The organism is Streptomyces alboflavus (assembly GCF_000716675.1).
GTDB lineage: Bacteria > Actinomycetota > Actinomycetes > Streptomycetales > Streptomycetaceae > Streptomyces > Streptomyces alboflavus.
This window is the reverse complement of sequence record NZ_JNXT01000018.1, coordinates 50858-75967: the sequence shown is the minus strand read 5'-3', so window position 1 is coordinate 75967 and position 25110 is coordinate 50858. Positions and strand designations below refer to the sequence as shown.

General features: G+C 71.5%; 19 protein-coding genes and 2 pseudogenes. 9 read left to right on the top strand and 12 right to left on the bottom strand.

Features of this window, described 5'->3' with window-relative positions; translation table 11 throughout:
- Nucleotides 1–504: 504 nt before the first annotated feature.
- The 3 genes from OO63_RS47385 (at nucleotide 505) to OO63_RS15795 (ending at nucleotide 5249) form a co-directional block, all read left to right on the top strand.
- Nucleotides 505–3336 carry a helix-turn-helix transcriptional regulator gene (locus OO63_RS47385; protein ID WP_051810917.1) on the top strand — a complete coding sequence of 944 codons (2832 nt, stop codon included), beginning with the start codon at nucleotides 505–507 and terminating at the stop codon, nucleotides 3334–3336.
- Nucleotides 3337–3490: 154 nt separating this feature from the next.
- Nucleotides 3491–4417 (top strand): NAD-dependent epimerase/dehydratase family protein, encoded by a 927-nt coding sequence (locus OO63_RS15800; protein ID WP_078619157.1) that lies wholly within the window; start codon nucleotides 3491–3493, stop codon nucleotides 4415–4417.
- Nucleotides 4410–5249 carry an MBL fold metallo-hydrolase gene (locus OO63_RS15795; RefSeq protein WP_051810916.1) on the top strand — a complete coding sequence of 280 codons (840 nt, stop codon included), beginning with the start codon at nucleotides 4410–4412 and terminating at the stop codon, nucleotides 5247–5249. Before OO63_RS15800 ends, OO63_RS15795 begins: the two co-directional genes overlap by 8 nt.
- Nucleotides 5250–5387: 138 nt before the next feature.
- On the opposite strand, the gene OO63_RS15790 is transcribed toward OO63_RS15795, so the two are convergent.
- Nucleotides 5388–5876 (bottom strand): SgcJ/EcaC family oxidoreductase, encoded by a 489-nt coding sequence (locus tag OO63_RS15790; protein WP_078619156.1) that lies wholly within the window; start codon nucleotides 5874–5876, stop codon nucleotides 5388–5390.
- Nucleotides 5877–5885: 9 nt separating this feature from the next.
- The gene (locus OO63_RS15785; RefSeq protein WP_031192609.1) at nucleotides 5886–7985 is read right to left on the bottom strand and encodes a multicopper oxidase family protein; all 2100 of its coding nucleotides are present in this window, start codon (nucleotides 7983–7985) and stop codon (nucleotides 5886–5888) included.
- 294 nt (nucleotides 7986–8279) lie between these two features.
- On the opposite strand from OO63_RS15785, the gene OO63_RS15780 reads away from it, so the two are divergent.
- Both OO63_RS15780 and OO63_RS15775 read left to right on the top strand, forming a co-directional pair.
- Nucleotides 8280–9509 carry a sensor histidine kinase gene (locus tag OO63_RS15780; protein ID WP_078619155.1) on the top strand — a complete coding sequence of 410 codons (1230 nt, stop codon included), beginning with the start codon at nucleotides 8280–8282 and terminating at the stop codon, nucleotides 9507–9509.
- Nucleotides 9506–10189 (top strand): response regulator, encoded by a 684-nt coding sequence (locus OO63_RS15775; RefSeq protein ID WP_030360109.1) that lies wholly within the window; start codon nucleotides 9506–9508, stop codon nucleotides 10187–10189. Before OO63_RS15780 ends, OO63_RS15775 begins: the two co-directional genes overlap by 4 nt.
- A 119-nt stretch (nucleotides 10190–10308) precedes the next feature.
- Here OO63_RS15775 and OO63_RS15770 read toward each other — a convergent pair.
- Nucleotides 10309–10500: pseudogene (locus tag OO63_RS15770) on the bottom strand (CorA family divalent cation transporter); the annotation flags it as partial.
- 819 nt (nucleotides 10501–11319) lie between these two features.
- Between OO63_RS15770 and OO63_RS15765 the strand changes: the two are divergent.
- Nucleotides 11320–11808, top strand: a complete 489-nt coding sequence (locus OO63_RS15765) for a MarR family winged helix-turn-helix transcriptional regulator (protein WP_157854009.1) — start codon at nucleotides 11320–11322, stop codon at nucleotides 11806–11808.
- Between the two features lie 64 nt (nucleotides 11809–11872).
- On the opposite strand, the gene OO63_RS15760 is transcribed toward OO63_RS15765, so the two are convergent.
- Nucleotides 11873–12697 (bottom strand): SDR family oxidoreductase, encoded by an 825-nt coding sequence (locus tag OO63_RS15760; RefSeq protein ID WP_030360112.1) that lies wholly within the window; start codon nucleotides 12695–12697, stop codon nucleotides 11873–11875.
- Nucleotides 12698–12759: 62 nt separating this feature from the next.
- On the opposite strand from OO63_RS15760, the gene OO63_RS15755 reads away from it, so the two are divergent.
- Nucleotides 12760–13986 carry an acyl-CoA dehydrogenase family protein gene (locus OO63_RS15755; protein WP_030360113.1) on the top strand — a complete coding sequence of 409 codons (1227 nt, stop codon included), beginning with the start codon at nucleotides 12760–12762 and terminating at the stop codon, nucleotides 13984–13986.
- A 505-nt stretch (nucleotides 13987–14491) separates the two neighbouring features.
- On the opposite strand, the gene OO63_RS15750 is transcribed toward OO63_RS15755, so the two are convergent.
- The 5 genes from OO63_RS15750 to OO63_RS15730 form a co-directional block, all read right to left on the bottom strand.
- Nucleotides 14492–15316 (bottom strand): SDR family NAD(P)-dependent oxidoreductase, encoded by an 825-nt coding sequence (locus tag OO63_RS15750; protein WP_030360114.1) that lies wholly within the window; start codon nucleotides 15314–15316, stop codon nucleotides 14492–14494.
- Nucleotides 15317–15390: 74 nt separating this feature from the next.
- Nucleotides 15391–16968 carry a long-chain-fatty-acid--CoA ligase gene (locus tag OO63_RS15745; protein ID WP_030360115.1) on the bottom strand — a complete coding sequence of 526 codons (1578 nt, stop codon included), beginning with the start codon at nucleotides 16966–16968 and terminating at the stop codon, nucleotides 15391–15393.
- 137 nt (nucleotides 16969–17105) lie between these two features.
- The gene (locus OO63_RS15740; RefSeq protein WP_030360116.1) at nucleotides 17106–18185 is read right to left on the bottom strand and encodes a beta-keto acid cleavage family enzyme; all 1080 of its coding nucleotides are present in this window, start codon (nucleotides 18183–18185) and stop codon (nucleotides 17106–17108) included.
- A gap of 59 nt (nucleotides 18186–18244) precedes the next feature.
- Entirely contained in the window at nucleotides 18245–18649 is a 405-nt protein-coding gene (locus OO63_RS15735) for a carboxymuconolactone decarboxylase family protein (RefSeq protein ID WP_030360117.1), read from the bottom strand.
- Nucleotides 18646–20019: an MFS transporter gene (locus OO63_RS15730; protein ID WP_063750411.1), complete on the bottom strand. Its 1374-nt coding sequence runs from the start codon at nucleotides 20017–20019 to the stop codon at nucleotides 18646–18648. The genes OO63_RS15735 and OO63_RS15730 overlap by 4 nt, the downstream gene beginning before the upstream one ends.
- Before the next feature lie 127 nt (nucleotides 20020–20146).
- Here OO63_RS15730 and OO63_RS15725 point away from each other — a divergent pair, with 127 nt between their 5' ends.
- The gene (locus OO63_RS15725) at nucleotides 20147–21148 is read left to right on the top strand and encodes an AraC family transcriptional regulator (protein ID WP_030360119.1); all 1002 of its coding nucleotides are present in this window, start codon (nucleotides 20147–20149) and stop codon (nucleotides 21146–21148) included.
- A 266-nt stretch (nucleotides 21149–21414) separates the two neighbouring features.
- On the opposite strand, the gene OO63_RS15720 is transcribed toward OO63_RS15725, so the two are convergent.
- The gene (locus OO63_RS15720; protein WP_397622167.1) at nucleotides 21415–22593 is read right to left on the bottom strand and encodes a magnesium and cobalt transport protein CorA; all 1179 of its coding nucleotides are present in this window, start codon (nucleotides 22591–22593) and stop codon (nucleotides 21415–21417) included.
- 169 nt (nucleotides 22594–22762) lie between these two features.
- Between OO63_RS15720 and OO63_RS15715 the strand changes: the two genes are divergently transcribed.
- Complete coding sequence (locus OO63_RS15715) at nucleotides 22763–23887, top strand: winged helix DNA-binding domain-containing protein (RefSeq protein ID WP_030360121.1); 1125 nt, start codon at nucleotides 22763–22765, stop codon at nucleotides 23885–23887.
- Between the two features lie 25 nt (nucleotides 23888–23912).
- Here OO63_RS15715 and OO63_RS15710 read toward each other — a convergent pair.
- Nucleotides 23913–24053, bottom strand: a pseudogene (locus OO63_RS15710) (LysE family translocator); the annotation flags it as partial.
- Between the two features lie 165 nt (nucleotides 24054–24218).
- On the bottom strand, nucleotides 24219–25097 hold the full coding sequence (locus OO63_RS15705) for a helix-turn-helix transcriptional regulator (RefSeq protein WP_030360123.1): 879 nt from the start codon (nucleotides 25095–25097) through the stop codon (nucleotides 24219–24221).
- Between the last annotated feature and the right edge of the window lie 13 nt (nucleotides 25098–25110).

The window sequence follows — 25110 nt, the reverse complement described above, 5'->3', positions numbered from 1 at the left end:
TGCCCAGGGGCGATACGCGTGGCTCGACCTGACCGCCACCGGCATGAGCGGACAGGGCCCGGACCGCAGGGGCGGCGTCCACCCCCTCGACGGCAGGTACGCCACGGACGCCCCCGTCCTGCACTGCGCCCTGGCCGAGGCCCTCGCGGACGGCATCTGGGACACCGCCCTCCGGCGTGCGGACGCCCAACTGCTCCGACGTACAGGGGAAGTTGTCTGTCACCCACCCCGCGCGAGGCCGTCGGAGCCGGTCCCGCCGCTCGCAGACCCGCAGGTCAGCGAGGCCTCCGGCCGTCCTGGAGGGGAACACCCGATGTTGGCGACGCCTCCGCTCAGGGAGATCATGGAGCCGCGGGCACCGGTCAGGAGGGGGCGGTGCAGGACGGGGGGACATCGCATGCTCAGAAGGCTCGGCGCCGGCCGGGACCCGGTTCAGCCGGTCGAACGACAAGGGGCTCTGGACGAGTCGGCCCCTGCCGCGTACCGAAGAGCGGGAGAGCGCCGATGACCGACGCCGTCGGGGCAGGCGCCGTCGACCGGAAGCCCGTCGGCCTCAGCGGCCGGGACCACGAACGGCAGGTCCTCGACGGGCTCTTGGCGGGAGCCCGGGAGAGCAGAGGCGGTGCCGTGGTGCTCATCGGCGAGGCGGGGTCGGGCAAGACGGCGCTGCTCGACCGGTGCGCCGCGGCGGCGGACGGAGCCCGGCTGCTGCGGTGCACGGGTGTCCAGTCGGAGGCGGCGCTGCCGTACGCCGGTCTGCACATGCTCCTGCGGGGCGCCCTGGACCGGGCCGGAGGGTTGCCGGAGCGTCAGTTGCGGGCGCTGCGCGGGGCGGTCGCCCTGGACGACGTGCCCGCGGGGGACCGCTTCCTGGTCGGGGCCGCGACGCTCGGCCTGCTCGACGAGCTGTCCGAGGAACGTCCGGTCGTGGTCCTGGTCGACGACGCGCAGTGGCTGGACCTGGAGACCGTGGACGCGCTGCTGTTCGCGGCCCGTCGGCTCGGCAGGGGGCGGGTGGCCATGGTGTTCGCCGCGCACGAGGACTCGGTGGTGTTCGACGCCGCGCCGGGCCTGCCGGTGCTGCACCTCGGGCCGTTGACCGACGCGGAGGGCGCGGCGCTCCTCGTCGGCCGGGCGCCCGACCTGCGCGCCGACGTGAGCAGCCGGATCCTCGGGCTCGCACAGGGCAATCCGCTCGCCCTGGTGGAGCTGGCGGGGGCGCTGACGAAGGCCCAGCGGGACGGGAGCGAGCCGCTGGACGCACGGGAGATCGCCGTCCTTCCGGCCTCGTGGCGGGTGCGGCGAATCTTCGACGAGCGGATCCGGGCGCTGCCCGCGCCGACCCGTCTGCTCCTGACGGTCGCCGCCGCGGACGACACCGGTGACGTGGCGCTCGTGCTGGCGGCGGGAGAGCGGGTGGGCGCCGCCGCCGGGGACCTCGGCCCGGCGGAGGCGGCCGACCTGGTGCGGGTGTCCGGGCGCCGCATCGCCTTCCGGCATCCGCTGGCGCGGGCCGCCGCCTACCAGGGAGCGGTCCTCGTCGAGCGGGCGGCCGCCCACCGGGCGCTCGCCGAAGCGGCGCCCGCCGCCGGGGACATGGGCCGCCGGGCCTGGCACCTGGCCGTGGCGACCGTCGGCTACGACGAGGAGGTCGCCGCCGAACTGGAGCGCAGCGCCGAGCAGTTCCGCTCGCGGGGCGGCCGGGCGGCGGTCGCCGCCGCCTACCGGCGGGCCGCGCGGCTCACCGAGGACCAGGAGGCCCGGTCGCTGCGCCTCGCCGCCGCGTCGGCCGCCGCGGCCGAGGCCGGACAGGTGGAGCTCGCGGGGGCGCTCGCCGACGAGGTGGGGCAGGTGAGCAGCCCGCTGACCCTCGCCAGGCTCGCCAGCGTCCGGGCCGCGCTCGAACACGGGCAGGGCCGCGCGGAGTCGGCGCGGCTGCTGCTCGTCGACGCGGCGTCCGACGTGACGGCGCGCCATCCCGCCACGGGGGCGTGGCTGTTGTTCGAGTCGGCCGTCATGGCCTGGGACGCCCCGGACCCGGCCGCGGCGGCCCGGGACACCCGGGCGCGGACGGCCGGTCTGGACTTCGGCGGGGATCCCGTGCACCGTGGCGCGGCCGGGGTGCTCGACACGCTGGTGGGTGACGCGGCGGGCGGGGCGGCGGCGGTACGGGAGTTCGCCGCGTACGTCGTGGAGACACGGAAGGAACGCAGCCTGGCCGAACAGGTGCGGCTGCACGGCTGGGACATGCTGCTCGGCGAGTACCGCACCGTGCACGACGAGGCCGTCGCGCTGGAGCGGGAGTGCCGTGCGGAGGGCGCCGTGGGGGTGCTGCCGCGGGTGCTGCTGCGCCTTGCGCGGCTGCGGCTGTTCCTGGGCCGGCACCGGGACGCGTACACGACGGCGGTCGAGGGTCTGGAGATCGCCTGCGACACCGGTCAGCGCCATCTCGCCACGATGCTCAGCGGTGTCCTGGTGGTGCTTGCCGCGCTCCAAGGGGAGGAGCCCGGTGGCCCGGAGGGGCTGGCGGGTGCCGACGGACCGGGGGGCGGGGACCGGCCGGGCGGCGGGCGGGAGACCGCGGGGCGGGACCCGTACCTCGGTGTCGCCCCGATCCCGATCTGGCTGGCCAGGGCGCACGGCCTGCTCGACCTCGGCCTGGGCCGCTACGACCGGGCGCTGCGACGTTTCGCCGGCCTCACCGGCGGCCCGCAGCGGCACCTCATGGTGTCCGTGCACAGCCTGCCCGACCAGGTGGAGGCCGCCGTCCGGACCGACCGGGCCGCCGAAGCCCGGCGGGCCGCCGACCGGTTCACGCCCTGGGCCCGCGCCACCGGGACCGCGTGGGCGGGCGCGGTGGAGCTGCGCTGCCGCGCCTTGCTCGCCGCCGACGGCGCGGCGGCCGAGGAGCTCTACGAGCGGGCGCTCGCCGCCCACGAGGGGGACGGCCGCCCGTTCGAGGAGGCACGCACCCGGCTCCTTTACGGGGAGTGGCTGCGCCGGGCGAAGCGCAGGGCCGCCGCCAGGGAGGAACTGACCACGGCGCTCGCGTCGTTCGAGCGGATGCCGGCGGCCGCCTGGGCGGACCGGGCCCGCACGGAGCTGCGCGCCGCCGGTGCCAGCCCCGCCGCGTCGGCGACGGGCACGGACCTCGTGGGCCGGCTGACCGCACAGGAGCTGCGGGTGGTCCGGCTCGCGGCGACGGGCCTGAGCAACCGGGACATCGGCGCGCGCCTGTTCCTGAGCCCGCGCACGGTCGGCTACCACCTGTCCAACGCCTACCCGAAGCTCGGTGTGGCCTCGCGGGCCGCACTCGGAGCGCTGGACCTGGGCTGACGCCCACCCGCCCCCGCCCCGTACGAACGCCGGTACGACACCCAGGTCATTCGACACCCAGGTCATTCGACGGATCCGCAGGTCCGGACGCGGTTCCTACTGTCTTCCCGTTCGAGCTGTCCTGCCGTTCGAGCACGTCCACTAGGGAGAGTTGATGAAAGTTCTGGTCCTCGGTGCCACCGGATACATCGGTTCCGCGGTGGTGGCGCGACTGACGCGGGAGGGGCACGACGTGGTGCCCCTGGTCAAGAACGCGGCCGGGCCGCACTCGGACACACCGGTGCGGGTCGGCGATCTGGCCGACCCGTCGTCGCTGCGCGCGGCGGTGACGGACGACGTGGACGCGGTGGTGAACCTGGCCACGCCGACCGGCGACGAGGCGGTGGACACCGCCGCCCTGGAGGCGCTGGTCGCGCCGCTGCGTGGCACGGGCCGCGCGTACGTCTACACGAGCGGCGTGTGGGTGCTCGGCGCCACCGGGGACACCCCGCTGGCCGAGGACGCCGCCACCGACCCGATCGCGATCGTCGGCTACCGGCCGCGGATCGAGCAGCGGGTGCTCGCCACCGCCGGGGACGACGTGCGGGCCGTGGTGATACGCCCGGGCATCGCGTACGGCCGGGGCGGCGGCATCCCCGCCCTGATGACCGGCTGGGCCCGGGAGCACGGCGCGGGCCGCTACGTCGGTCCGGTCACGACCCGCTGGCCGATGGTGCACGTCGACGACCTCGCCGAGCTGTACGCCCTCGCGCTGACCAAGGCGCACGCGGGGCACCTGCTGCACGGCGTGGCATGGGAGTCCGTCCCCGCGGTCGCGCTCGCGGCGGCGGCCGACATCGCCGCGGGCGGCACGGGCCGAGCCGAGCCGTGGCCGATCGCCGAGGCCGCGGAGGCGCTCGGGGAGCCGTTCGCCGAGGCGCTCGCGCTCGACCAGGTGGTATCGGGGCGGCGCGCCGTCGAGGAACTGGGCTGGCGCCCGAGCCGCCCGTACGTCCTCACCGAACTGACCGAACTGACCGAACTGACCGAACTGACCGAACCGACCGACCTCCCCGAACCGACCGGAGCCAGCCGTGACTGACACCCCCACCCCCACCTCCGCCCCGGCTCCCGCACCCCCGATCTGCCGCACCTGCGGCACCCAGTACGCCGCCGCCCGCCCGGACTGCCCGGTCTGTCTGGACGAGCGGCAGTACGTGGGCCGGGGCGGCCAGCAGTGGACGACGCTGGCCGGGTTGCGCGAGGAGGGCCACAGCGGCCTCTTCGAGGAGCAGGGGCCCGACGTCCTCGGCATCGGCGTCACCCCGCAGTTCGCCATCGGCCAGCGCGCCCTCCTCCTGCGCACCGCCGCCGGGAAGGTGCTGTGGGACTGCGTGCCGTACCTCGACGACGCGATGGTGCGGGCCGTCGAGGAGGTCGGCGGCATCGACCACATCGCGATCAGCCATCCGCACTTCTACTCCTCGATGGTGGAGTGGGCCCACGCCTTCGACGCCCCGGTCCACCTGCACGAGGCCGACCGGCAGTGGGTGGGCCGCCCGGACCCGGCCGTGCGGTTCTGGAGCGGCCGCACGCTCCAGCTCACCGACGAGGTGACCCTGATCAACCCGGGCGTGCACTTCCCGGGCAGCGCGGTCCTGCACTGGAGCGCGGGCGACGGGGCACTCTTCACGGGCGACGTGGTCAACGTCTGCCCGGACAACCGCTGGGTGACCCTCATGTACAGCTACGCCAACCACATCCCGGAGCGCCCGCACGCGGTCCGCGCGGCAGCGGACCTCCTCGCCGGCTACCGCTTCGAGCGCATCTACGGCGCCTGGTGGCACCGGGTCGTCCCTTCGAACGGCAACGAGGTCCTGGCCCGCTCCGTGGAACGCTACCTCCGCTTCGAACTGGCCGCGGCCCCGGAATGACGGCCCTGGACCGGGGAGTCCGGCAACGCCCTCGGCACCGCAGTCCCCAGATCCTCCCCAGTCGCAGCTTCCGAATGAGGTTCGGCGTAGCCGGGACCGGCTTGGATTGCGCTTACGCAGGTCAGGGCGTTGGTGTGATCAGGGCGCGAAGGTCGTCACCTTCGAGAGTTCGTCCGCGCCCGGCTTGTCACCGGTGTAATCGGCGCCGCAGCTGGTGAGGACGGCGACGTCCTTGGTCAGGAAGCGCATGTCGAGGTACCTGGCCGCGAGCTTGCTGTCCTTGAGGAAGCCCTTGAAGAGCGCGCGGTGGCTCGCGGTGATGTCGGCGCGGCCCTCGTAGTGGCTGCCTATGTAAGTGGTGTACGTGCCGTCCTCGGTGAACTGGCGGCCGTATGCCTCCGCGTCACCGCGCTCCCAGGCGTCGGCGAGAGCGTCGAGGGTGGCGCAGACGGCCTTGCCATCGCAGCGGTCGGCGTCGGCCGGGATCACCTCGCCGCAGGTTTCGGCGCCGGTGCGCTGTACGCGGGTGCGGAGGATGCGGGCCTCACAACGGGCGCGCAAGCAGGCCGCCGTGGTGAGGCACAGCGCCCCGGTCGGCATGGTGGGCGCGGCTCGTTTCTGACGCATCAGAACTTCTCACTCGGGCTTGTTGCCGACGGGGCCGCCGATCTCGTACGGCGTGGTGACGTTGTCGTACGCGAGGTGCATGACCATGCCGAGCTTGCTGTGCCAGAAGTTGTGGCAGTGGTCCATCCAGATGCCGGGATTGTCGGCCTTGAAGGCGACCTGGATCTCCTCGCCCGGCCGGACGAGCACGGTGTCCTGCCACATCGGGCTGCCGGAGGCGCGCTTGCCGTTCTTGCCGAGCACCAGCATGTGGTGGCCGTGCAGATGCATCGGATGGTCTTCGGTCCCGCGGTTGACGAAGGTGACGCGGGCGACGTCGCCTTCCTTGATCATGAGCATCGGGGTGTCCGGGAAGACCCGGCCGTTGATGGTCTGCTTCATCCCGAAGCTGCCGTCGTAGAAGCCGAGCCACTCGTCGAAGACGAGCTTGTAGTCGCGGTCGAAGTCGCTGTCCGGGCCGAGTTCCGTCCTCTTCGGGCTGCCGTAGCTGTACGGATCGAATGCGGGGCCGCTCAGATCCGCCTTCAACTCCCCCTTGCCGTCCGGGGAATACACGATGCCCGCGTCCGGGGCGCTGCCGTCGGTCACCCGCACCGGGCCGTCGGGCATGGTGAATTCGACGTCCATCCGGTTGCCGCCGCCGAGTACCAGCTTCTTGCCCTTGAGCGCGGTCGGCTTGTGCACGTCCGTGCCGTCCAGGGCGGTGACCTTGTACGGGACGCCATCGACGGCGAACTCGCGGGTGTGGCCGCTGGTGTTGGTGAGCCTGATCCGCACCTTCTCGCCCGGCTCGGCGCGGCGCCGCTCCAGCTCGTCCAGGGCGCCGATCGCGGGCACTGTGCCCTTGTCGGTCTGCCAGTCGTGGGCGAGGACGCTGACGTCCTTGTCCACCGGCCGGGTCTGCTTCTTCGGCTCGATGATCAGGGCGCCGAAGAGTCCGCGGTCGACCTGCTCGGAGGCGGCCTGGTGGGAGTGGTACCAGCGGGTGCCGGACTCCTGGACCCGGAAGCGGTAGGTGAAGGACTTCCCGGGCAGCACCGCGTCCTGGGTGGCGCCGGCCACGCCGTCCTCGCCGTTGGGGACGTCGACGCCGTGCCAGTGGATGGTGACGGGGGTCTTGCCGGGCAGCTCGTTGCGCAGCTCGATCTCGACCAGATCGCCCTCGGTGACCCGCAGTCGGGGCCCGGGGACCTGACCGTTGTACGTCCAGGCGTCGACCGTCCTGCCGGAGGCCAGCTTCACCTTCTTGGCCTGTGCGGTGAGAGAGAAGCGCCGGTCGGGCGTTCCACTCCTGGGACCGCGCAGTGTGTCGACGGAGACCTCGTCGGCACCGCCGGTTCCGGAGGCCATGTGGTGGCCGCCGGCCATGTCGTGGTGCTGCCCGGCGGGACCACCGCCCCAGTCGGCCTCACCCTTCATCATCGAGAAGGTGTGCGGAAGCCGGCTGTCGGCGATGCCGTAATTGACCAGCCCCACCACAGTGCCGAGCACGACCACGGCCGTGCCAAGGCGGACCGCCAAGGCCCGCCGCCGCGGGATCTCACGGCCGGTGGACAGGCGTTGCAGCCGCACGCCCGCCCGCCACACCAGCAGCCCGGCGACCGCGGCGGTGAGCAGCCCGTACGCGCCGAGACTGATCCAGAACGACCGGTCCGGCGGCAGGAACATCTGCGCGCAGCAGCCGAGGCCGCCGAAGGCCGCGAGCCGGGGCGGCACGACATGGCGCGGGGACCGGGCGCGCGCCTGCTCCTCCAGCGGCACCGGCGCATCCCGGTCGGGCAGCGGCACCCGGGCGGCGGACGCCAGCCACGGCACCGTCCAGACGACGGTGGCGATCACGCCAGGGAGCAGCATGACGAAGGTGGTGAACAGCCGCCGGTCGCCGACGAGCACCCACCCATGGCGGGCAAGCAGCCCGTACGCGACGAGTCTGGCCGCGGTGAGCAACAGGGCCACGGCCGACAGCACCAGCGCGATACGGGACATCCGCCGCATGCGCCCGGCGGTGCGGCGGCCCGGCTGCAGGCCCACCGCGACGGCGGCGACCAGCCAGGCGGGGAGCAGGAAGATGCCAAGACCGAGGTCGAATCCGGATGCGGCTGCGTACATGGCCGTCACCCCCGGCCCTGCGAGCGTCGGGACGCAGTCGCGTGCGGCTGTGGTGGGCGTCTGCGCGGTCGGCGGAGGTCGCGGGCGATCTGCTCGCCGAGGACCCGGAGGAGGCGGCGCCCTGCTGTGCGGGATGCGGTGTGCTCTGGCATGCCGCCAGCGTGGCGATCACCGCACCGGCCGGACATCCGCCGATCCTCGCTCTCTTCTTCGGCGGAAAGGTGCAGGCCGGGCAGTGCCGCGTACAACTATCGATCGACGCGTGCCCTCGCGCACCGCGTCTAGCCTGCAGCCATGACGTGGCACAGCCTTCCCCGAGCTCTCGGCTCCGCTCGAGCAGGGGACACCCCATCCACGGCCCACAGGGAACGCCTGCGTCCGGTGGCGGGCGCCCTCGTGGCGCTGGCCCTCGCCGCGACCACGGCCGCCAGCGACGGGATATCCGCGAGGTTCGACTACCTGCCCGCGCACCCGCCGCTCTTCGTGGCGATCCCGGTCGGGCTGCTCGTCGGCCTCGCGACATGGTTCCGCCGGCGCCGCCCCGTGCTGCTTCTGCTGGCCGCACTCGGCGCCTATGTGGTGCTGTCGGCCTGGTTCGCCGTGGTGTTCGCGCAGTACGCCCTGGCCGACCGCACCGCCTCCTGGCGCCCGGTCGCCGTCGCCTCCACGGTCGCCGTCGCGGTGGTCCCCCCGCCGATATGGCGGGGCGGCGGCTTTGACGCGGCGATCATGAGCGTGGGCATCTGCGTCTTCCCGGCCTTGCTCGGCCTGTACATCGGTGCCCGCCGCCGTCTCCTGGCCGAGCTCCGCGAGCGCGCCGAGCGGGCCGAGCGTGAACAGCGGCAGCGGGTGCTGCAGGCGCGCAGCGACGAACGCGCCCAGATCGCCCGGGACATGCACGACGTCGTCACCCACCGCGTGTCCCTGATGGTGCTGCACGCGACCGCGCTCGAGGCGACCAAGGGTGCCTCCGCCGTCGACATCGGCCGGCAGATCGGCACCATCGGCCGCGAGGCGCTGACCGAGCTCCGCTCGCTGGTGGAGGTCCTGCGCACAGAATCCGAGGCACCGCTCGCCCCCCAGCCCGGCCTGGCCGAGCTGGAGACCCTGATCGCCGATTCCCGCAGCCTCGGGACGCCGGCCACCCTGGAGCTGACCGGCGAGCACGGCACCACCCGCCCACCCGCGCTGCCCGCCCTGGTCGAGCACGCCGTCTACCGCGTGGTGCAGGAAGCCCTGACCAACGTCCACAAGCACGCCGCCGACGCCGAGACCCACGTCCGAGTCCACTGCACCCGCCGACTGCTGCACCTCACAGTGACCAACGAGCACGGTGTCGGCGGCACCCCCGCCGGTCTGCCCAGCGGCGGCCACGGCCTGCTCGGCATCGCCGAACGGATCCGGCTCGTCGGCGGCGAACTCACCGCGGGTCCGACCCCCGACGGCGGCTTCGAGATCACCGCCGAGATCCCGCTGGACGACGTACCCCAGATGCAGTCCACCCGCATGAAGGCCACACGATGAGCGAGACGACGACCCGGGTTCTGATCGTGGACGACGAATGGATGGTGCGCTCCATGCTCAGCACCATCATGGCGTCCGCCCCCGACATCGAAGTGGTGGGCGAGGCGTCGGACGGCAACACGGCCGTGTCGATGGCCGCCACCCTGGAGCCGGACGTCGTCCTGATGGACATCCGGATGCCCCGCTCCGACGGCCTGACCGCCACCGAGCGCCTCACCCGCTCACCCCGCCCGCCGCACGTCGTCGTGCTGACCACCTTCGACCTGGACGAATACGTTCAGACGGCGCTACGTCACGGGGCGGTCGGTTTCCTGCTGAAGGACGCCACCGCGGACGACATGATCGCTGCGGTACGCAGCGCGGCCCGCGGCGACGCCATGCTCTCCCCGAAGGTGACCCGCCGGCTCATCCGCCGCTTCACGGAGGACGACAACGGCCCCTCCGCCCAGCGGCAGCGCCGCCGCTCCGCGGCCCGCAGCCGCCTGGAGGCCCTCACCGAAAAGGAGCGCGAGGTCCTGATCGCCCTGAGCGGCGGCCTCTCCAACACCGACATCGCCGCGGCCCTGCGCATGAGCGAGGCCACCGCGAAGACCCACATCAGCCGGATCCTGTCGAAGCTCTCCCTCACCAACCGCGTCCAAGCAGCGATCCTGGCCCACCATGCGGGACTCGTGGACTAGGGCCTGTCCGATGGACTTCTTCGCCATCCATCGACAGCGGTGCCTCCGGCGGGCTCTCATGCAGTCAGCCGCGGTCAGTCAGCTTCTACGCGAAGTCGATCGAGTCGCTCGGCTCCCCTTTACAACCAATCCCGCTTCTTGAAGATGAAGTACAGACTCACGCACACCACCGCCATCAGCAGAATCGCGAAGGGGTAGCCGAACGCCCAGTCCAGCTCCGGCATCGCGTCGAAGTTCATGCCGTAGATCGTTCCCACCAGTGTGGGTGCGAAGAGGATGGCCGCCCACGACGAGATCTTCTTGAAGTCCTCGCCCTCAGGTCGCTGACCTGAGCGAATCGCGAGAGAAGGCTCGCTGACCTGCTGCTTTGTATGTTTCCGGGGCTTTCACCGTGATGCCGTTTTACGCGGTCGATTCTCCCCAGCCGCTCCCCAGCGAGCCTTCATTCTCCCCAGATTCTCCCCAACGAGCGCCGGTTCTCAGGGGCGACATCGCTGGTGAGAGGCCACTCTCTGGGAACGGGTTGTCTAGGGTAGCTGTCACCTACCCGCCCGGCAGCGTCCCGGAGGAGCCGTTCGTGGACAGGTCAGCCAGGAGGTCCTCTGTCACGGTGCGGAGATCGCTCTGCTCCGTGTGAGCCCGACCACGCGGCAACCCTGCCCCCGCCCTGGCGTGCTGTGTGATCGGGTCGAGGCTGCAATGTCCGAACGCGCATCGAGGGCCACTGAATCGCGGTCTCGTGCGGACTGTCGGCCCGTGCGCCGCTTGCGAGGCGAGCTCACGGGGTCTGGACGGTCTGCCCGACCAGAGGTGTTCCCGGTGACGTACCACGTGGAGTGTGCCGCGATCCTCGAACCGGCCGCGAAGAAGGGCTCTTGAACTGCACGCGAGCCTCGACGTCCCGGGTCCGGTACCGCCGGATCTGGAGGCGTAAGCGTGGGCCCCGTACCAGGTCGCGGTATCGACTTCGACCACCCTGAATCTGCGGTGCCCTGGCGCTGTTTCGCTCCGTGCGCGGCCCTGCCGGGCGCCCAGTGAGCCCGCGGTGCGGTACAGACAGGCACCGCACGCGCCTACCATGGGGGAAACATGCGCACGGCAAACGGTAAGTGGGGTGAACGGTGTCCGAGGTGTCCTTGGTCCCGGGGTCGGTGGCGGAGCACACGGTCTGCCTGCTGCTGAAGCTGGGCCAGGTGGCGTTCCGGCTGAGCGAGGACCAGTTGGACGACCTGGGTCTGCGGGTGCGTCACTACAGCATCCTGCAGGCGCTCGTGGACAACGGTCCCCAGCCGCAGCTGGGCCTCGGTACGTACCTGCGGATCGACCCGGCCACGATGGTGAGCAGCTTGGACACCCTGGAGAGTGCCGGGTACGTGTCGCGAGCGCGTGATCAGCGGGACCGGCGCAGGTACCTCGTGCAGGTCACCGCGGCCGGGGCCGCCGTGCTGGACCGCGCCAACGAGGGGTTCGACCGGCTCGACGCGCGGATGCTCGAGGATCTCGCCCCGTCCGACCGTGCGGCTCTCCGTCGGGCCCTGGGTGAACTGGCGTCGGGCTCCACCTTGCCGGCGCTCTACGACGCCGTGCGCGAGCAGCCGGTGCCCAAGAAGGGGTCGTAGAACCGCCGCGAGCAGGCCGACAGACCTGGCTGAGCCGGCTCTGTCGGCCTGCTCGACGCGAAGGTCAGGCGGGATCGACGAAGATGTCGAGTTCCAACTCGCCCGAGGCGGCGGGGAGGTACGCGGAGAGGTCGTACACGCCCTCCGCGGCGAGGACCTCGTCGTCGACGAAGAGGTTGCCGGTGCATTCCCGGGAGCCGCGGGTGAGGATGGCGTGCGCGGCATCGGCAACGATCTGCGGGGTGCGGGCGCGGTCGGCGCCGCCGATCACGTTGCGCACGGCCGCGGTGTCGATCAGGGTGCGCGGCCACAGGGAGTTGGCGGCGATTCCGTCCTCGGCGAGTTCCTCGGCCAGCCCGATGGTGCACAGGCTCATGCCGTACTTGGACAGGGTGTAGCCGAGATGGCGGCCGATCCAGTGCGGCGCGAGATTCAGCGGCGGTGACAGCGTCAGGATGTGCGGGTTGGCCGAGGTCCGAAGATGCGGGATCGCGGCCTTGCTCAGCAGGAAGGTGCCGCGCGTGTTGATGTCCTGCATCAGGTCGTAGCGCTTCATCCCGAGTGTCTCGGTGCCGGACAGGTCGATGGCACTGGCGTTGTTGACCACGATGTCGACACCCCCGAAGGCGTCCATGGCCTGCTGGACCGCCGAGTGGACATCGTCCTCGTCGCGCACGTCCCCGACGACGGCGACGGCCTTGCCGCCCGCCCGCTCGATCTCCTCGGCGGCGGTGAAAACGGTGCCCTCCAACCGGGGGTCCGGCACCGCCGTCTTGGCGAGCAGCACCACGTTGGCGCCGTCCCGCGCCGCGCGGATCGCGATCGCCAGCCCTATCCCCCGGCTTCCGCCGGACATCAAGATCGTCCTGCCTGCCAGCGTCCTTGTCATGACCTCAACCTCCAATGATGTGCACTGTAAATCATATGTGGTGCGAATGATATGTTGCACGCATGACTTCCTTCCCGCAACGCCAGGCCGACCGGCTCTACCACGAGCTCCTCGCGCCCCAGGAGGCCCAGGACATCCGCACCCAGGTGCGCGCCCTCGCCGAGAAGACCGTCGCCCCGCACGCGGCGACCATCGCCAACGGCGACGAACGCACCGACGGATTCCCCCGGCAGGTTTTCGACGACCTCGCGGCCGCGGGCGTGTACCGCATCCCGTTCCCGGCCGAGGTGGGCGGCACCGGGCTTCAGCACCCCGCGACCGCGACCGCGGCCGCCATAGAGGAGCTGGCGTACTGCTCCAGCAGCGTCGCGGCCGTCTTCGACGTCCACTGCATCCTTGCCGGGAACGCCCTCAACCAGGGCACCGACGCCCAGCGGCAGCGCTGGCTGCGCAAGGTGACCGACGGTTCGGTCGTCGGCGCCTTCGCCACCACCGAGCCCGATGCCTCCAGCGACCTGTCCCCGCAGGCGGTGCAGACCGTCGCCGCGCGGACCGACTCGGGCTGGGTGCTCAACGGACGCAAGCGCTGGATCTCCAACTCCCCCGTGGCCGGGTTCGTCGTCACCCTGGCCCGGACGGGTGAGCGGCTGAGCATGTTCATCATCGACACCAGCCTCCCCGGCGTGAAGGTGGGCCTGGCAGACCGCAAGATGGGCAACCGCGGCCAGCTCACCGCCGACGTCCATTTCACCGATGTCCGGCTCTCCGACGACGACCTGCTCGGCGGCGTCGAGGGCCAGGGTCTCCGGCATGCGCTGAGCACTCTGACCTACGGCCGCATCGGCATCGCTGCGGCCGGCGTCGGTCTGGCCCAGGCGGCCTTCGACCACACGGTGGAACACCTCTCGACGCGGCGTGCCTTCGGCAAGCCCGTCGCGGCCAACCAGCACTGGCAGTTCCTGCTCGCCGATCGTGCCACCGAGATCGAGAACGCCCGGACCCTCTATACCAAGGCAGCCCTGCGTCTGGATGCCGGCAACCCCTTCCCCGAGCCCGAGGCGGCCATGGCCAAGCTCTACGCCACGCGGCTCTCGGTCGACATGGCCCGTGACGCCGTCCAGGCTTTCGGCGGCCTGGGATTCGCCCGCGAACTCGGTGCCGACGACCGCCCGTGCCCGGTTGAGGCGATCTATCGCGACAGCAAGATCGGCGAGATCTACGAGGGCACCAACGAGATCCAGAAGTGGGTCATAGCCCGCCAGATCTTCGGCCGCGACATCACCGGCTGAGCCACCCCGAGCATGCTCGGCGGCCCGCTCAGGTGCTGTCGAGCACGCTCCAGCCGCCCGGCGAGCGGTACGACTCAGCGTGATCGCCTTGACTGGACAGCCAACGATCCGAGGCACTCCTCCTCGTGGAGGCGCTGCCCCCGACGCCTCAGCCCGGACCGACTCGCCGCCGGGCAGGTGGCGGGTGAGCCAGTCCCGAGTGTGCTGGAAGATCAATCGACCTCGTACGCCTTGAACGACCGCTCGGACGTGGCGCAGCTGCGGCCGGGCTGGTGCGGAGGACCTAAGGGTCTGCGTGCCTTCCACGACCTGGCGTCAACGACTTCATCGGCGACTTCCAGCGTGCGAGCTGATCGCTGCGCACGTACTCGCGTGCGAGGCCAGGGCTGTGGGGTCACCGCGAGAGCTGCCGGCAGGCGACCCGCCCGGGAATCCCCTGAACGGGCCGGACGTCAAGGAGGCGGGAACTGGCCCTGCCCCGCCGGACGAAGCGGTTCTGCGTCAGTCAGATGACCGCTCCGCCGTTGGGGCTGATGACCTGGCCGACGAGATAGTGGTCGTCTCCCGCCAGATAGACGGCGAGGGACGCGTATTCCTTCGGGGTGCCCAGGCGGCCGAGGGGGATCAACTGGTAGAGGGCGCGGGTCTGCTCCTCCGTGGCGTTGGCCAGGTACGCCTCGAACGGTGGAGTCAGCACGACACCGCAGGCGATGGCGTTCACATGGATATCGGCGCCCGCGACGTCGAGCGCAACGGTCTTGGTGAAGCCGACGACTGCTGCCTTGCTGGCGGAGTATCCGGGGCTGTGCGTGCTGGCGGCCGAGATTCCGGCAATGGATGCGATGTTGATGATCTTTCCGTACCTCTGCGGTTCCATGAACCGCAACGCCTCGCGCGTGCAGTAGAACGTGCCGTGGACGTTGACGTCCCACCACTTGAGCCAGTCGTCGTCGCTGAGACTGCTGGTGATGCCCAGGGACTTGCGGGGCACCGGTGTGGTCGCGTAGGCGTAGTGACTGTTGCGTCGTTCCTCCTCGGCTGGGGAGGCCGGGACTCTGGCCGCGTTGTTCACCAGGATGTGGACGGTACCGAACCGCTCGCCGGCCTGGGCGAACATCCGTGCCACCTGCTCGCTGGAGGAGACGTCGCAGCGTATGGGCAGGCACCGCCTGCCCAGCGCCTCGATCTCCTTGGCCGTGTCTGCCAGCAGGTCGTCCTGGATGTCGGCCACGACGAGGTCGGCGCCCTCCCGTGCCATGGCCAGGGCGATGGCCTTGCCGAGGCCCTGGGCCGCACCCGTGACCAGGGCGACCTTCTCCTTGAGTTTCATGCTCGTTGCCCTATCGAAGATGCGGTGGCACACCGGTCCTCAGGATTGCGACAGCGGTGTGCCACCAGGAGCGGTCAGTGGCCGGACGTTGCTGTCTCGGTGCGGAGTTCGCGCTTGAGGATCTTGCCGGTGGCGTTCATCGGCAGTGTGTCGCGGAACTCCACAAGACGGGGGTACTTGTAACCGGCCATGGTCTCCCGGCACCACGCGACCAGGTCGTCCTCGGTGATCCGCACCCCGGGTGCCGGGACGACGTAAGCCTTGATCTCCTCGCCGTGCTTGTCGTGGGGCACTCCGACGACGGCGGCCGTGCTGACGGCCGGGTGTGAGTGCAGGACCTCTTCGAGTTCGCGCGGGTAGACGTTGAACCCGCCACGGATGATCATGTCCTTGGCGCGGTCGACGATGTAGAGCCAGCCGTCCTCGTCGCGGCTGGCCAGGTCGCCGGTGCGGAACCAGCCGTCACGCATCACCTCGGCGGTGGCCTCGGGCCGCCCGTAGTACCCGCGCATCACGTTGTGGCCGCGGACGACGATCTCTCCGACCTCGCCGGCCGCCACCGGAGTCCAGTCGTCCGCGATGAGGTCCACCTCCACGCCCCAGACCGGCTTGCCGATCGATCCGGGGCGCGCCTCGGCGCCCGTGGGCGTGAAGGTCGCCAGCGGGCTGGTCTCGGACAGGCCGTAACCCTCGCGTACCGACGTTCCGAAGCGGCGGCGGAAACGGCGGTGGATCTCCACCGGCAGGGCCGCGCCGCCGGAGCCGGCGATGCGCAGGTTCTGCGCGGCAGCGGTCGCGTCGGCTTCGGAGATCTCCGCGTCGAGAAGCGCCCAGTACATGGTGGGGACGCCCGCGAAGAAGGTGACCTGGTGTCGGCTCATCAGGGACAGTGCCCCGGGGGCGTCGAAGCGCGGCATGAGAACCAGGGTCGCTCGCGCGGCCAGGCCGGCGTTCATCTGCACGGTCTGGCCGAAGGAGTGGAACAGCGGCAGCGTGATCAGGTGTACGTCGTGCTCGGCCGTGCCGAACGTCCGGTGGCAGGTCAACGCGTTGAGCGTCATGTTGGCGTGGGTGAGTTCGGCACCCTTGGGCTGTCCTGTGGTACCCGAGGTGTAGAGGATGACCGCGGTGTCGCCCGCCTCGGTGACCCGGGCGGTGAACTCGGTGCTCTGGCCGTCGAGCGCGCGGGCGAGGGTCTCGGCTCCGGCTATGGGCGCGGGCGCGGCGGGGTCCGGGGCCGCGGCTGCGGTGATGAGGAAGAAGTCCCGGCATCCCTCGACCTCGTTGAATCCGGTCCATCCTTCCTGCCCGAGGGGGAGTTCGGCGCTCCCTTCGAAGCAGAAGTAGGCGCGGGCGTCGGAGTCGGCGAGGTGGTACGCGATCTCCTGGCGCTTGAGCAGCACGTTGAGGGGTACGACGACGGCGCCGGCCTTGAGGATGCCGTAATAGACGATGGGGAACTGCGCCACGTTGGGGCATGACAGGGCGACCTTGTCCCCCGGGCCTATTCCTCGCGAGGCGAGAAGGTTGGCGACCTGGTTGGCCGAAGCGTCGAGCTGGGCGTAGGTGAGGGTCCGGTCGCCCGAGACGACCGCGCCGCGGTCGGGCACGGCGCGGGCGCTGTCCTCGAGCATGACAGCGAGGTTGAGCATCGAGATCTCCAGGTCCTGGTGGTGAGGTGTTCGGCGGAGCGCCGGACCGTCCCTCAGGGGGTGAGGGACGGTCCGGCGGCCTGTGACGCGAGCGGTCCGCGTCGGCGGAACCGCGCCGCGATGCGTACGGGTGTCCCTCAGACGAGTGCGTCTGCCCGGACCGGGGCCGGGTGGCGCAGCGGGACGCCGCGCTCGCCGGGGCGCCGGTTCGGGGGCAGGCCGAGGTAGTCGAGGGTCTCGTCCGCGCTGGACCAGTACTCCCCGATCTTGTAGATCTCCCGGGCCTCCTCGGCGGTGGCGATGTCGCGGCCGAGCTCGCCGGCGATGCGGACGATCTGCTCGACCTGCTGGACGGAGGTGATGCGTTCCTTGCGCGGCGCCCACAGGTTGTCCTCGATGCCGACGCGGACGTGCATACCGAGGGCGATCGCGATGGCGTTCATCGGCAGGGTGGAGCGCATGATGCTCTCGATGGTCAGCACGGCACCGTCCGGGGTGCGGCGGGCGAACTCGACCAGGTCGGCGGGGTGGAAGGAGGAGGCGCCGCCGCCGATGGCGACGTAGTTCAGGTTGAGCGGGCCGGTGTAGATCCCGCGGCGGACGAGTCGTTCGACGGTTTCGAGCTGCGCGATGTGGCCGAGCATGAAGTGCGGCTGGATGTCGTTGGCGGTCAGCCGCTTGAGGTGCTCGAGGTAGAACTCGGGCCCGGCCTCGAGGACCATGTCGCGGTATGCCTTGTACATCTGCGGGTGCTGCATGGAGGTGCCCGCGATGTCCTCGTCGCGCAACACCTCGACGACGTTCATCTGCGAGGTGCCGATCGCGATGGTGACCTGGTCCGGCTTGGGGGCGAGCTCGGCCAGCAGGTGCCGGGTGTCGTTGTCGAGCCACTTGGCGGCTTCGCCCTCGCTCTCGGGGGCGAACGAGATGGACCCGCCGACCTGCAGGATCATCTCCGGAACGGCCTCGCGCACCCGTCCGATCAGCTCGTTGAACATCGACAGCCGCTTGGAGCCGCGGCCGTCCAGCTCCCGGACGTGGATGTGCAGCAGCTGGGCTCCCGCGTTGTAGCAGTCCACGGCCTTCTGGACCTGCTCGTCCATGGTCACCGGGATGTCGTCGGAGTCGCCGGGCAGCCACTCCGGGCCGTAGGGGGCAACCTGGATGACCAGCTTCTGCTGGTTCTCCGGCAGCAGGGAGTCGTCGAGGAAGTGCATGTGCCATCTCCTTGAAGAGTGAATACAGGTGGGTGGGTGGTTCGGAGGCAGGGGTGCCGTCAGTCCTGCACAGCGCCCTGCTCGCGCGCCGCGAGCTCCTCGACGAGGAGCGGGACGCCGATGTTGCAGGCGTGGATGCCGACCAGCGTGGTCAGCTTGAGGACTTCGAGGATCTCCTCACGGGTGGCGCCGAGGTCCAGTGCCGTACGGATGTGCCGGCGTACCCCTGGGGCGTACATGTGGGTGGCCGAGGCGTCTATCGCGATGCACAGCAGTTCGATGAACTTCGGCTCGAGCACCCCGCTGCGCCAGGGCTGCATGCCCATGGCCATGAACTGCTCGGTCCAGGCCGGATCCATCTCGTGCAGTCCGTCCCACAGCGGGTTCCAGGCGCCCAGGGCTCGCATCTGGTCCACGACCGGGGTCGGCGGCCGCTCCGTGGCGGACTCGGTGGATGTGGTCATCGGTTCAGCTCCATCTCGTCGGAGGTCTCCGGCGTCGCTGCCGGGTCGCCGCCGGACACGGCGGCGAGGTCGTTCTCGTAGGTCCGCGAGCCGAGCCAGAAGGCGGCGGCCGCGGCGAGGCAGAACAGGGGGATCACGGCCAGCGCCGTCTGCAGGCCGAAGGCGTCCGAGAGCAACCCGGTGAGCACAGGCCCCACGGCCAGCCCGAGCAGGTTCTGGACGAGGACCACCATGCCGAGGGCGGTGGCCCGCACGGAGGGACGCACCACGTCCACCACGGCCCCAGGGGTCGTACCGATCGCGGCGGCGAGCGGGAGCCCGGCGGCGAGGACCAGTGCGAACTGCGCCGCGCCCGGCGGGAGGGCACCGAAGCCGGCGGTCAGCAGGCCGCAGGTGGCCACGGCCGCCACGGCGGGGACCATCAGCCGCCGGCGTGGACGTGTCCTGCCGCACCGGTCCGCCAGGTGGCCGAAGGCGACGGCCCCGACGACGCCGGCGAGGATCACCAGCGCGGCCTTCGCGCCGGACTCCGCCGAGGACAGGCCGTAGGCGCGGCCCAGGTAACTGGGAAGCCAGGAGTACAGGGCGGAGAGCACGATCAGGTTGAGCGCCCCGCCCAGGTAGCACCAGACGGCGGTCCGGGACCGGAACAGCTCGCCGAGGGTCGCGCGCAGTCCGGGGACAGCGGCCGCCGGGGAAGCCGCGGGAGCCGCTTCGCTCCGGTCCGCCGCAGTGGGCATCCGGTAGTCGCGAATCATCAGGAAGAGCAGGGCCAGCAGCAACCCGGGCAGGCCGAAGGCGCCCAGCGTCACCCGCCAGCCCCACCGCTCGGCCATCACGCCGCCGAGGACGACACCCAGCACCGTTCCGAGCGGGCCGGCCGCCATGACCAGACTCAGTACCGTCGCCCGCAGCCGCTGGGGGAAGTAGCTGGACACCAGAGCCCCGCCTGCCGGCCCGTAGCCGGCCTCGCCCACCCCGAGCAGTCCCCGGGCCACGAAAAGCTGCGCGTAGTTGCCCGCGACGGCGCACCCGAGTGCCGCCAGGCTCCACGCGGTTCCCATCGCCGCGATCGACTTCACCCGTCCCCACCGGTCCGCGAGACGGGCGGCGGGGAGCGTGAAGACGGCCATCGCAACGGACACCACCGAGACCAGGGCCCCCAGCTCCGCGTCGGACAGCCCCCACTCCTTCTTCAGGTAGGGGAAGGTCGAGACGATGATCTGCCGGTCGATGTAGTCGGTGGCCGCCAGTGCGATCAGCATCAGAAGCACGAACCAGGCGTACCGCCGGGAGACGAGATGCGCTGCCGAGCCGGAAGCGTCCAGGACCAACGGCGGCTTGCTCCGCCACGGCGTTCTGCGCTGCATACGCACCTCCACTCGCACGCCCGCTCCGTCGCGGGTGTCCGCAGCGTAGGTCGCGACGACGGCAGATGCTTTGCAGGATGTGGCAGGTCACTTGACAATATGTGGCACCGTGGCGAAGCTCGGCCGAGTGAAATACCTGGTGCGCAACGCCGTGCTCAACGGCTACGTCGACCTGGTCCGCTCGCTGGGCGCCGATCCACTGCGGCTGCTGGCCTCGGTGGGCCTGGACGCCTCCGACCTCGCGACCCACAGCTCCTGGATACCGGCGGACGTGGCGGCCGAACTGCTCGAACAATCAGCGGCGGCAACGGGCTGCGAGGACTTCGGCCTCAGGCTCGCCGAAAGCCGGCGCCTCGCCACCCTGGGCCCCATCAGCCTTGCCGCCCGCGAGGAGCCGGACGTCCGCAGCGCGCTGGAAGTGATCATGCGCTACCAGCACCTGCACAACGAGGCGCTCCGTAGCAGGCTCACCGAAGCCAACGGTCTCGCCACCATCCACCTCGCCCTCGATGCGGGCCACGGCCGCCAGACCACCGAGCTGCTCGTCGGCGCCGTCCACCGCTACCTCCAGAGCCTCGTCGGCAGCGGTTGGAAACCGGTCACGGCCCTGCTCTCCCGCGACGCACCCGCCGACACGACCACCCACCACCGCATCCTTGGGCCCGCGATCCGCTTCGGGCAGGAGTTCAACGGAATCGTCTTCTACGCCGCCGACCTCGATGCCCCCAACAAACTGTCCGACCCCCTGTTGAGGCCGTACGCGCGGCAGTACCTCGAAGCGATCGCCGCCCCTCGCCCCGAAGCAGACGTCGACCGCATCCGGGAACTCATCGAGGCGCTCCTTCCCACCGGACGCTGCTCACTTCACCGAGTCGCTCGCAGCCTCGGAGTCGATCGCAAGACCGTGCACCGGCAACTGGCCCGGTCGGGGGCGACGTTCTCGTCCGTGCTCAATGCCGTGCGCGTCCAGCTCGCCCAGCAGTACGTCGGCAACCAGAGCCGCCCGCTCACCCAGGTCGCGGAACTGCTCGGCTTCACCGCTCCGAGCGTCTTCTCCCGATGGTTCCGCGAGGAGTTCGGCACCAGCCCCTCGGCGTGGCGAGCGGCCCGGCGACGCGAGTCCGTCTGACTCGGGCGACCGGCGAGATGCTGAGCGGGAAGCGCGACAGACCCGAAGCCGCAGACGCAGGACCTTGATCGTCAGCCCATTCTCCCCGGATTCTCCCCAGCGGCTGCAGGAGGGTAAAAGTCCTGCTCAGAGGCTTGCTGGAGGTAAGTAGACGAGATCACTCGCATCACTTCTCCCCAGGGACCCCCCAGTGCCCCATATGGCCGTTTCACGCGGGAGGTGCAGGAGCAAACCGAGTGTGCTGCGCATGAGGGGCCAGCCGCCTCCTATAGCCAGTCCCGGCGCTTGAAGGCGGCGTACAAACTTACGCAAACCACCGCCATCAAGCCGACTGCGAACGGGTATCCGAGGCTCCAAGCCAGCTCAGGCATGGCCTCGAAGTTCATGCCGTAGACAGTTCCAACGAGTGTGGGTGCAAAGAGGATGGCGGCCCAGGCGGAGATCTTCTTGATCTCCTCGTTCTGCTCGAAGCCCGCCTCCGCCAGCGCCCGCATCTCCGCGTTCTGTTGCTGTGTGACCAGCGTGGCGTTGACGGTGAGGATGTCGGTGAGGGCCTGGCGGAAGCCGTCGACGCGTTCGCTGGTGTGGGTGACGTGGTCGGCTACGTCGCGGAGGTAGCGCTGGAGTTCCTCGTCCGTGCCGTACTTCGCGAATCCCGCCATGAGGGCGTGCAGCATGCTCACCAGGGGGCGGGTCGCGCGCTGGAACTCGACGACCTCGCGGGAGAGTTCGTAGATGCGGCGGGAGACCGTCGGGTCGCCGCCGAAGACCTCCGTCTCGATCTCGTCGATGTCGTTCTGGACGCCGGACACGACGGGGGCGTAGCCGTCGACGACCGCGTCCAGGATGGCGTAGAGGACCGCCTCCGGGCCGAGGCGCAGCAGCTCCGGGGTCTTCTCCATGCGGCGGCGTACGGCCGACAGGTCGGGGGCCGCGCCGTGCCGGACCGTGATGACGAAGTCCGCGCCGACGAACACGTGCAGCTCGCCGAAGTCGACCTCCTCGGGGGCGTCCAGGTAGCGGGCCGCCCGCAGGACCACGAACAGCGTCTCGCCGTACCGCTCCAGCTTGGGGCGCTGGTGGGCCTCCATCGCGTCCTCGACGGCCAGCTCGTGCAGGTCGAACTCGGCCGCAAGGGAGAGGAGTTCCTGCTCGGTCGGGCGGGCCAGGCCGATCCACGCCATGCCGTCGGGCTGCGCGCGCAGCTCGCGGAAGGTGTCGGCCAGGGAGCCGGGGGAGGAGACGCGGACGCCGTCGCGGTACAGCGCCGCTTCCACCACGCTCGGGTCGGCCGGTGCCGTCGGCGCGGGGTCCCGTTCCGGGTGGTGGTTCGGGGTGTCGGCGGGCGGCGGCGTGCCCTGCGCGGACTGGGAGGACGCCCGCCGCCACGCGTGCTTGCGCGGCTGCTGCGGGCGGTGTGGTCGTCGCTCCGGAGTCACCGGCAGCCTTTCCCATGGTCGTCCGACGTCGGCCCGGCACGCGTGGAATCTGCTCCGGACATGCCCGGAGCAGGATATATGCGGCAGATGGCGCCGGTGCGACGGATGTCGGCGGGAACGGCGGGCCACCCCTTGCGGGCCGTATCTGTCCGCAACCCCCGCTAGCGTGCGGACCATGACGAAGACCCCGGCCGCCGCCCCCGTCCTCACCCGCCAGGCCCTCAACCGCGCCACCCTCGCCCGGCAGCTCCTCCTGGAGCGGGCCCCGATGGGCGCCGGCGCGGCCGTGGCCCATCTCGTCGGGCTGCAGGCGCAGAACGTGAAGCCGCCGTACTTCGCGCTCGCCGCGCGCCTCGCGGAGTTCGACCCGATGGAGCTCTCCGGGCTGATGGCGGAGCGCGCCGCGGTCCGCGCCGTCACCATGCGGTCCACCGTGCACACCCTCACCGCCGCCGACCTCCTCACCCTGCGGCCCCTCACCCAGGCCGCCATCGACCGCGAGCTGCGGATGTTCCGGGGCGGTCTGACCGGCGTGGACCTGGACCGGCTCGCCGCGCTCGCCCGCGCGTACGTCGAGGAGGAGCCCCGCACCCTCGCCCAGATCCGCGCCGAACTGCTGCGCCACTGGCCGGACGCCGACCCGCAGTCCCTCGGCATCGCCGCCCGCGCCCGGCTTCCCCTCGTCCAGGTCACCCCGCGCGGCCTGTGGCGCCGCAGCGGGCAGGTCGCCCTCACCACCGCCGAGCACTGGCTCGGCCGCCCCCTCGCCGAAGCGCCCGCGCCCGACGACACCGTCCTGCGCTACCTCGCCGCCTTCGGGCCCGCCTCCGTCAAGGACATGCAGACCTGGGCCGGTCTGACCCGGCTCCGCGCCGCCTTCGAGCGGCTGCGCCCCGGGCTGCGCACGTTCCGCGACGAGCACGGAGTCGAGCTGTTCGACCTGCCCGACGCGCCACGGCCCGACCCCGAGACCCCGGCCCCGCCCCGTTTCCTGCCCGAGTTCGACAACCTCCTGCTGTCCCACGCCGACCGCACCCGCGTCGTGGCGCTCGCGCACAAGGACCGCACCTGGACGGGCAACCAGGCCCACTGCACCTTCCTGGTGGACGGATACCTCGCCGGGCTGTGGCGTCTGGAGGAGGCCAAGGACGGTGCCGTGACGGTCACCGTCGAGCCGTTCGGGAAGCTCACCGAGGCGCAGCGCGGGGAGGTCGCCGCCGAGGCGGAGTCGACGGCGCGGATCCTCGCGGCAGAGGCGCCTTCGTACGACATCGGGTTCGGGATCGTCGCCCCGAAGTAAGCCCGTGGTCCCGCTGGGGGCCGCCTCAGTCCGCGCGGCCCGTCAGCGCCGCCGTCACCCCGAGGCCGATCATCGTGCAGCCGCCCGCCCCGCCGATCATCGCCAGCCTGCGGTCCGACCGGGCGAACCAGGTGCGCGCCGCCGACGCCGTCAGACCCCACAGGGTCGTGTACGCGTCATTGAACCCCGCTGTGCCGGGATCCGGCAGCGGAATCAGCACAGAAGGCGCCGACCGGCCACGGTGCGCCGACCGGCCACGGTGCACCGACCGGCCACGGTGCACCGACCGGCCCCGGCCCACTCGGTCCCCCTCGGCCGCCCCGCCCCGGGGCTACGGCAGCACCCCCGCCCGCCGCGCCGCCACCACCGCCTCCCACCGCGTGTGCGCGCCGAGTTTCCGCATCGCCGACCGCAGATAGCCCTTCACCGTCTCCGGGCGCAGGCCCAGGCGTTCGGCGGCCGCCGCGTTGGTGACGCCTCCGGCCACGCAGGCAAGCACGTCCACCTCGCGCGGGGCGAGCCGCACGCCGGGGCCGGGGTCAGGGCCGGGGGAGTCGGCGGCCGCGTCCGTCAGCGTCCCGCACACCGCGAGCAGTTCCGCCCGCAGCGCGGGATCGCCGATGCGCGCGGCCAGCGCGCGCAGCGCCCCGTGCGCCTCCCGCACCCGCTCCCACGCCGCGTCCCCGGCGCCGTACCCCCGCGCGGGCATCTCGGCGGCCGCCTCCCGGGCCGCCGCCAGCATCGCGGCCGCCTCGTCCCGTACGACGAGGGCCTGTTCGAGGTCCCGGGCCGCCGCCACGGCTGCCGCGAGCGCCCGGTCGCCGAGGGGCTGCGCGGTGCGCAGGGCGCCGTACAGCAGGCCGCGGACCCGGCGGCGTACCACCAGCGGCACGGCGAGCACCGCCCGCAGGCCCTCCAGGGCGACGGCGGTGTCGTACTCGTGGCTGATCTGCCGGGACGCGCCGTAGTCCGCGACGGCGCAGGGGCGGGCCAGGGCGACCGCCTTGCCGCCGAGGCCGGTGCCCACATGGATCGCGAGGCCGTTCAGGGAGTGCGTGGCGGTGCCGCTGAGTTCGGCGATCCGTACCCGCGCGGTGCCGTCCGCGCCGGTCACGAGGCCGCCGAAGGCCACAGGAAGGCCCGTCCCGCGACGCAGCCGAAGGAGCGCGGCCCGTACGTCCGCCGCCTCGCCGCCGTCCGCAGCACCCACGCGCCCGCTCCCT

Bases quoted from the DNA above. Each gene is read 5' to 3' on its own strand.
- OO63_RS15715 (WP_030360121.1), top strand. From the start codon at position 22,763: ATGACGAAGACCCCGGCCGCCGCCCCCGTCCTCACCCGCCAGGCCCTC.
- OO63_RS15750 (WP_030360114.1), bottom strand. From the start codon at position 15,316: ATGAAACTCAAGGAGAAGGTCGCCCTGGTCACGGGTGCGGCCCAGGGC.
- OO63_RS15785 (WP_031192609.1), bottom strand. From the start codon at position 7,985: ATGTACGCAGCCGCATCCGGATTCGACCTCGGTCTTGGCATCTTCCTG.
- OO63_RS15790 (WP_078619156.1), bottom strand. From the start codon at position 5,876: ATGCGTCAGAAACGAGCCGCGCCCACCATGCCGACCGGGGCGCTGTGC.
- OO63_RS15730 (WP_063750411.1), bottom strand. From the start codon at position 20,019: ATGCAGCGCAGAACGCCGTGGCGGAGCAAGCCGCCGTTGGTCCTGGAC.
- OO63_RS15735 (WP_030360117.1), bottom strand. From the start codon at position 18,649: ATGACCACATCCACCGAGTCCGCCACGGAGCGGCCGCCGACCCCGGTC.
- OO63_RS47385 (WP_051810917.1), top strand. From the start codon at position 505: ATGACCGACGCCGTCGGGGCAGGCGCCGTCGACCGGAAGCCCGTCGGC.
- OO63_RS15760 (WP_030360112.1), bottom strand. From the start codon at position 12,697: ATGACAAGGACGCTGGCAGGCAGGACGATCTTGATGTCCGGCGGAAGC.
- OO63_RS15800 (WP_078619157.1), top strand. From the start codon at position 3,491: ATGAAAGTTCTGGTCCTCGGTGCCACCGGATACATCGGTTCCGCGGTG.
- OO63_RS15775 (WP_030360109.1), top strand. From the start codon at position 9,506: ATGAGCGAGACGACGACCCGGGTTCTGATCGTGGACGACGAATGGATG.
- OO63_RS15780 (WP_078619155.1), top strand. From the start codon at position 8,280: ATGACGTGGCACAGCCTTCCCCGAGCTCTCGGCTCCGCTCGAGCAGGG.
- OO63_RS15745 (WP_030360115.1), bottom strand. From the start codon at position 16,968: ATGCTCAACCTCGCTGTCATGCTCGAGGACAGCGCCCGCGCCGTGCCC.
- OO63_RS15740 (WP_030360116.1), bottom strand. From the start codon at position 18,185: ATGCACTTCCTCGACGACTCCCTGCTGCCGGAGAACCAGCAGAAGCTG.
- OO63_RS15755 (WP_030360113.1), top strand. From the start codon at position 12,760: ATGACTTCCTTCCCGCAACGCCAGGCCGACCGGCTCTACCACGAGCTC.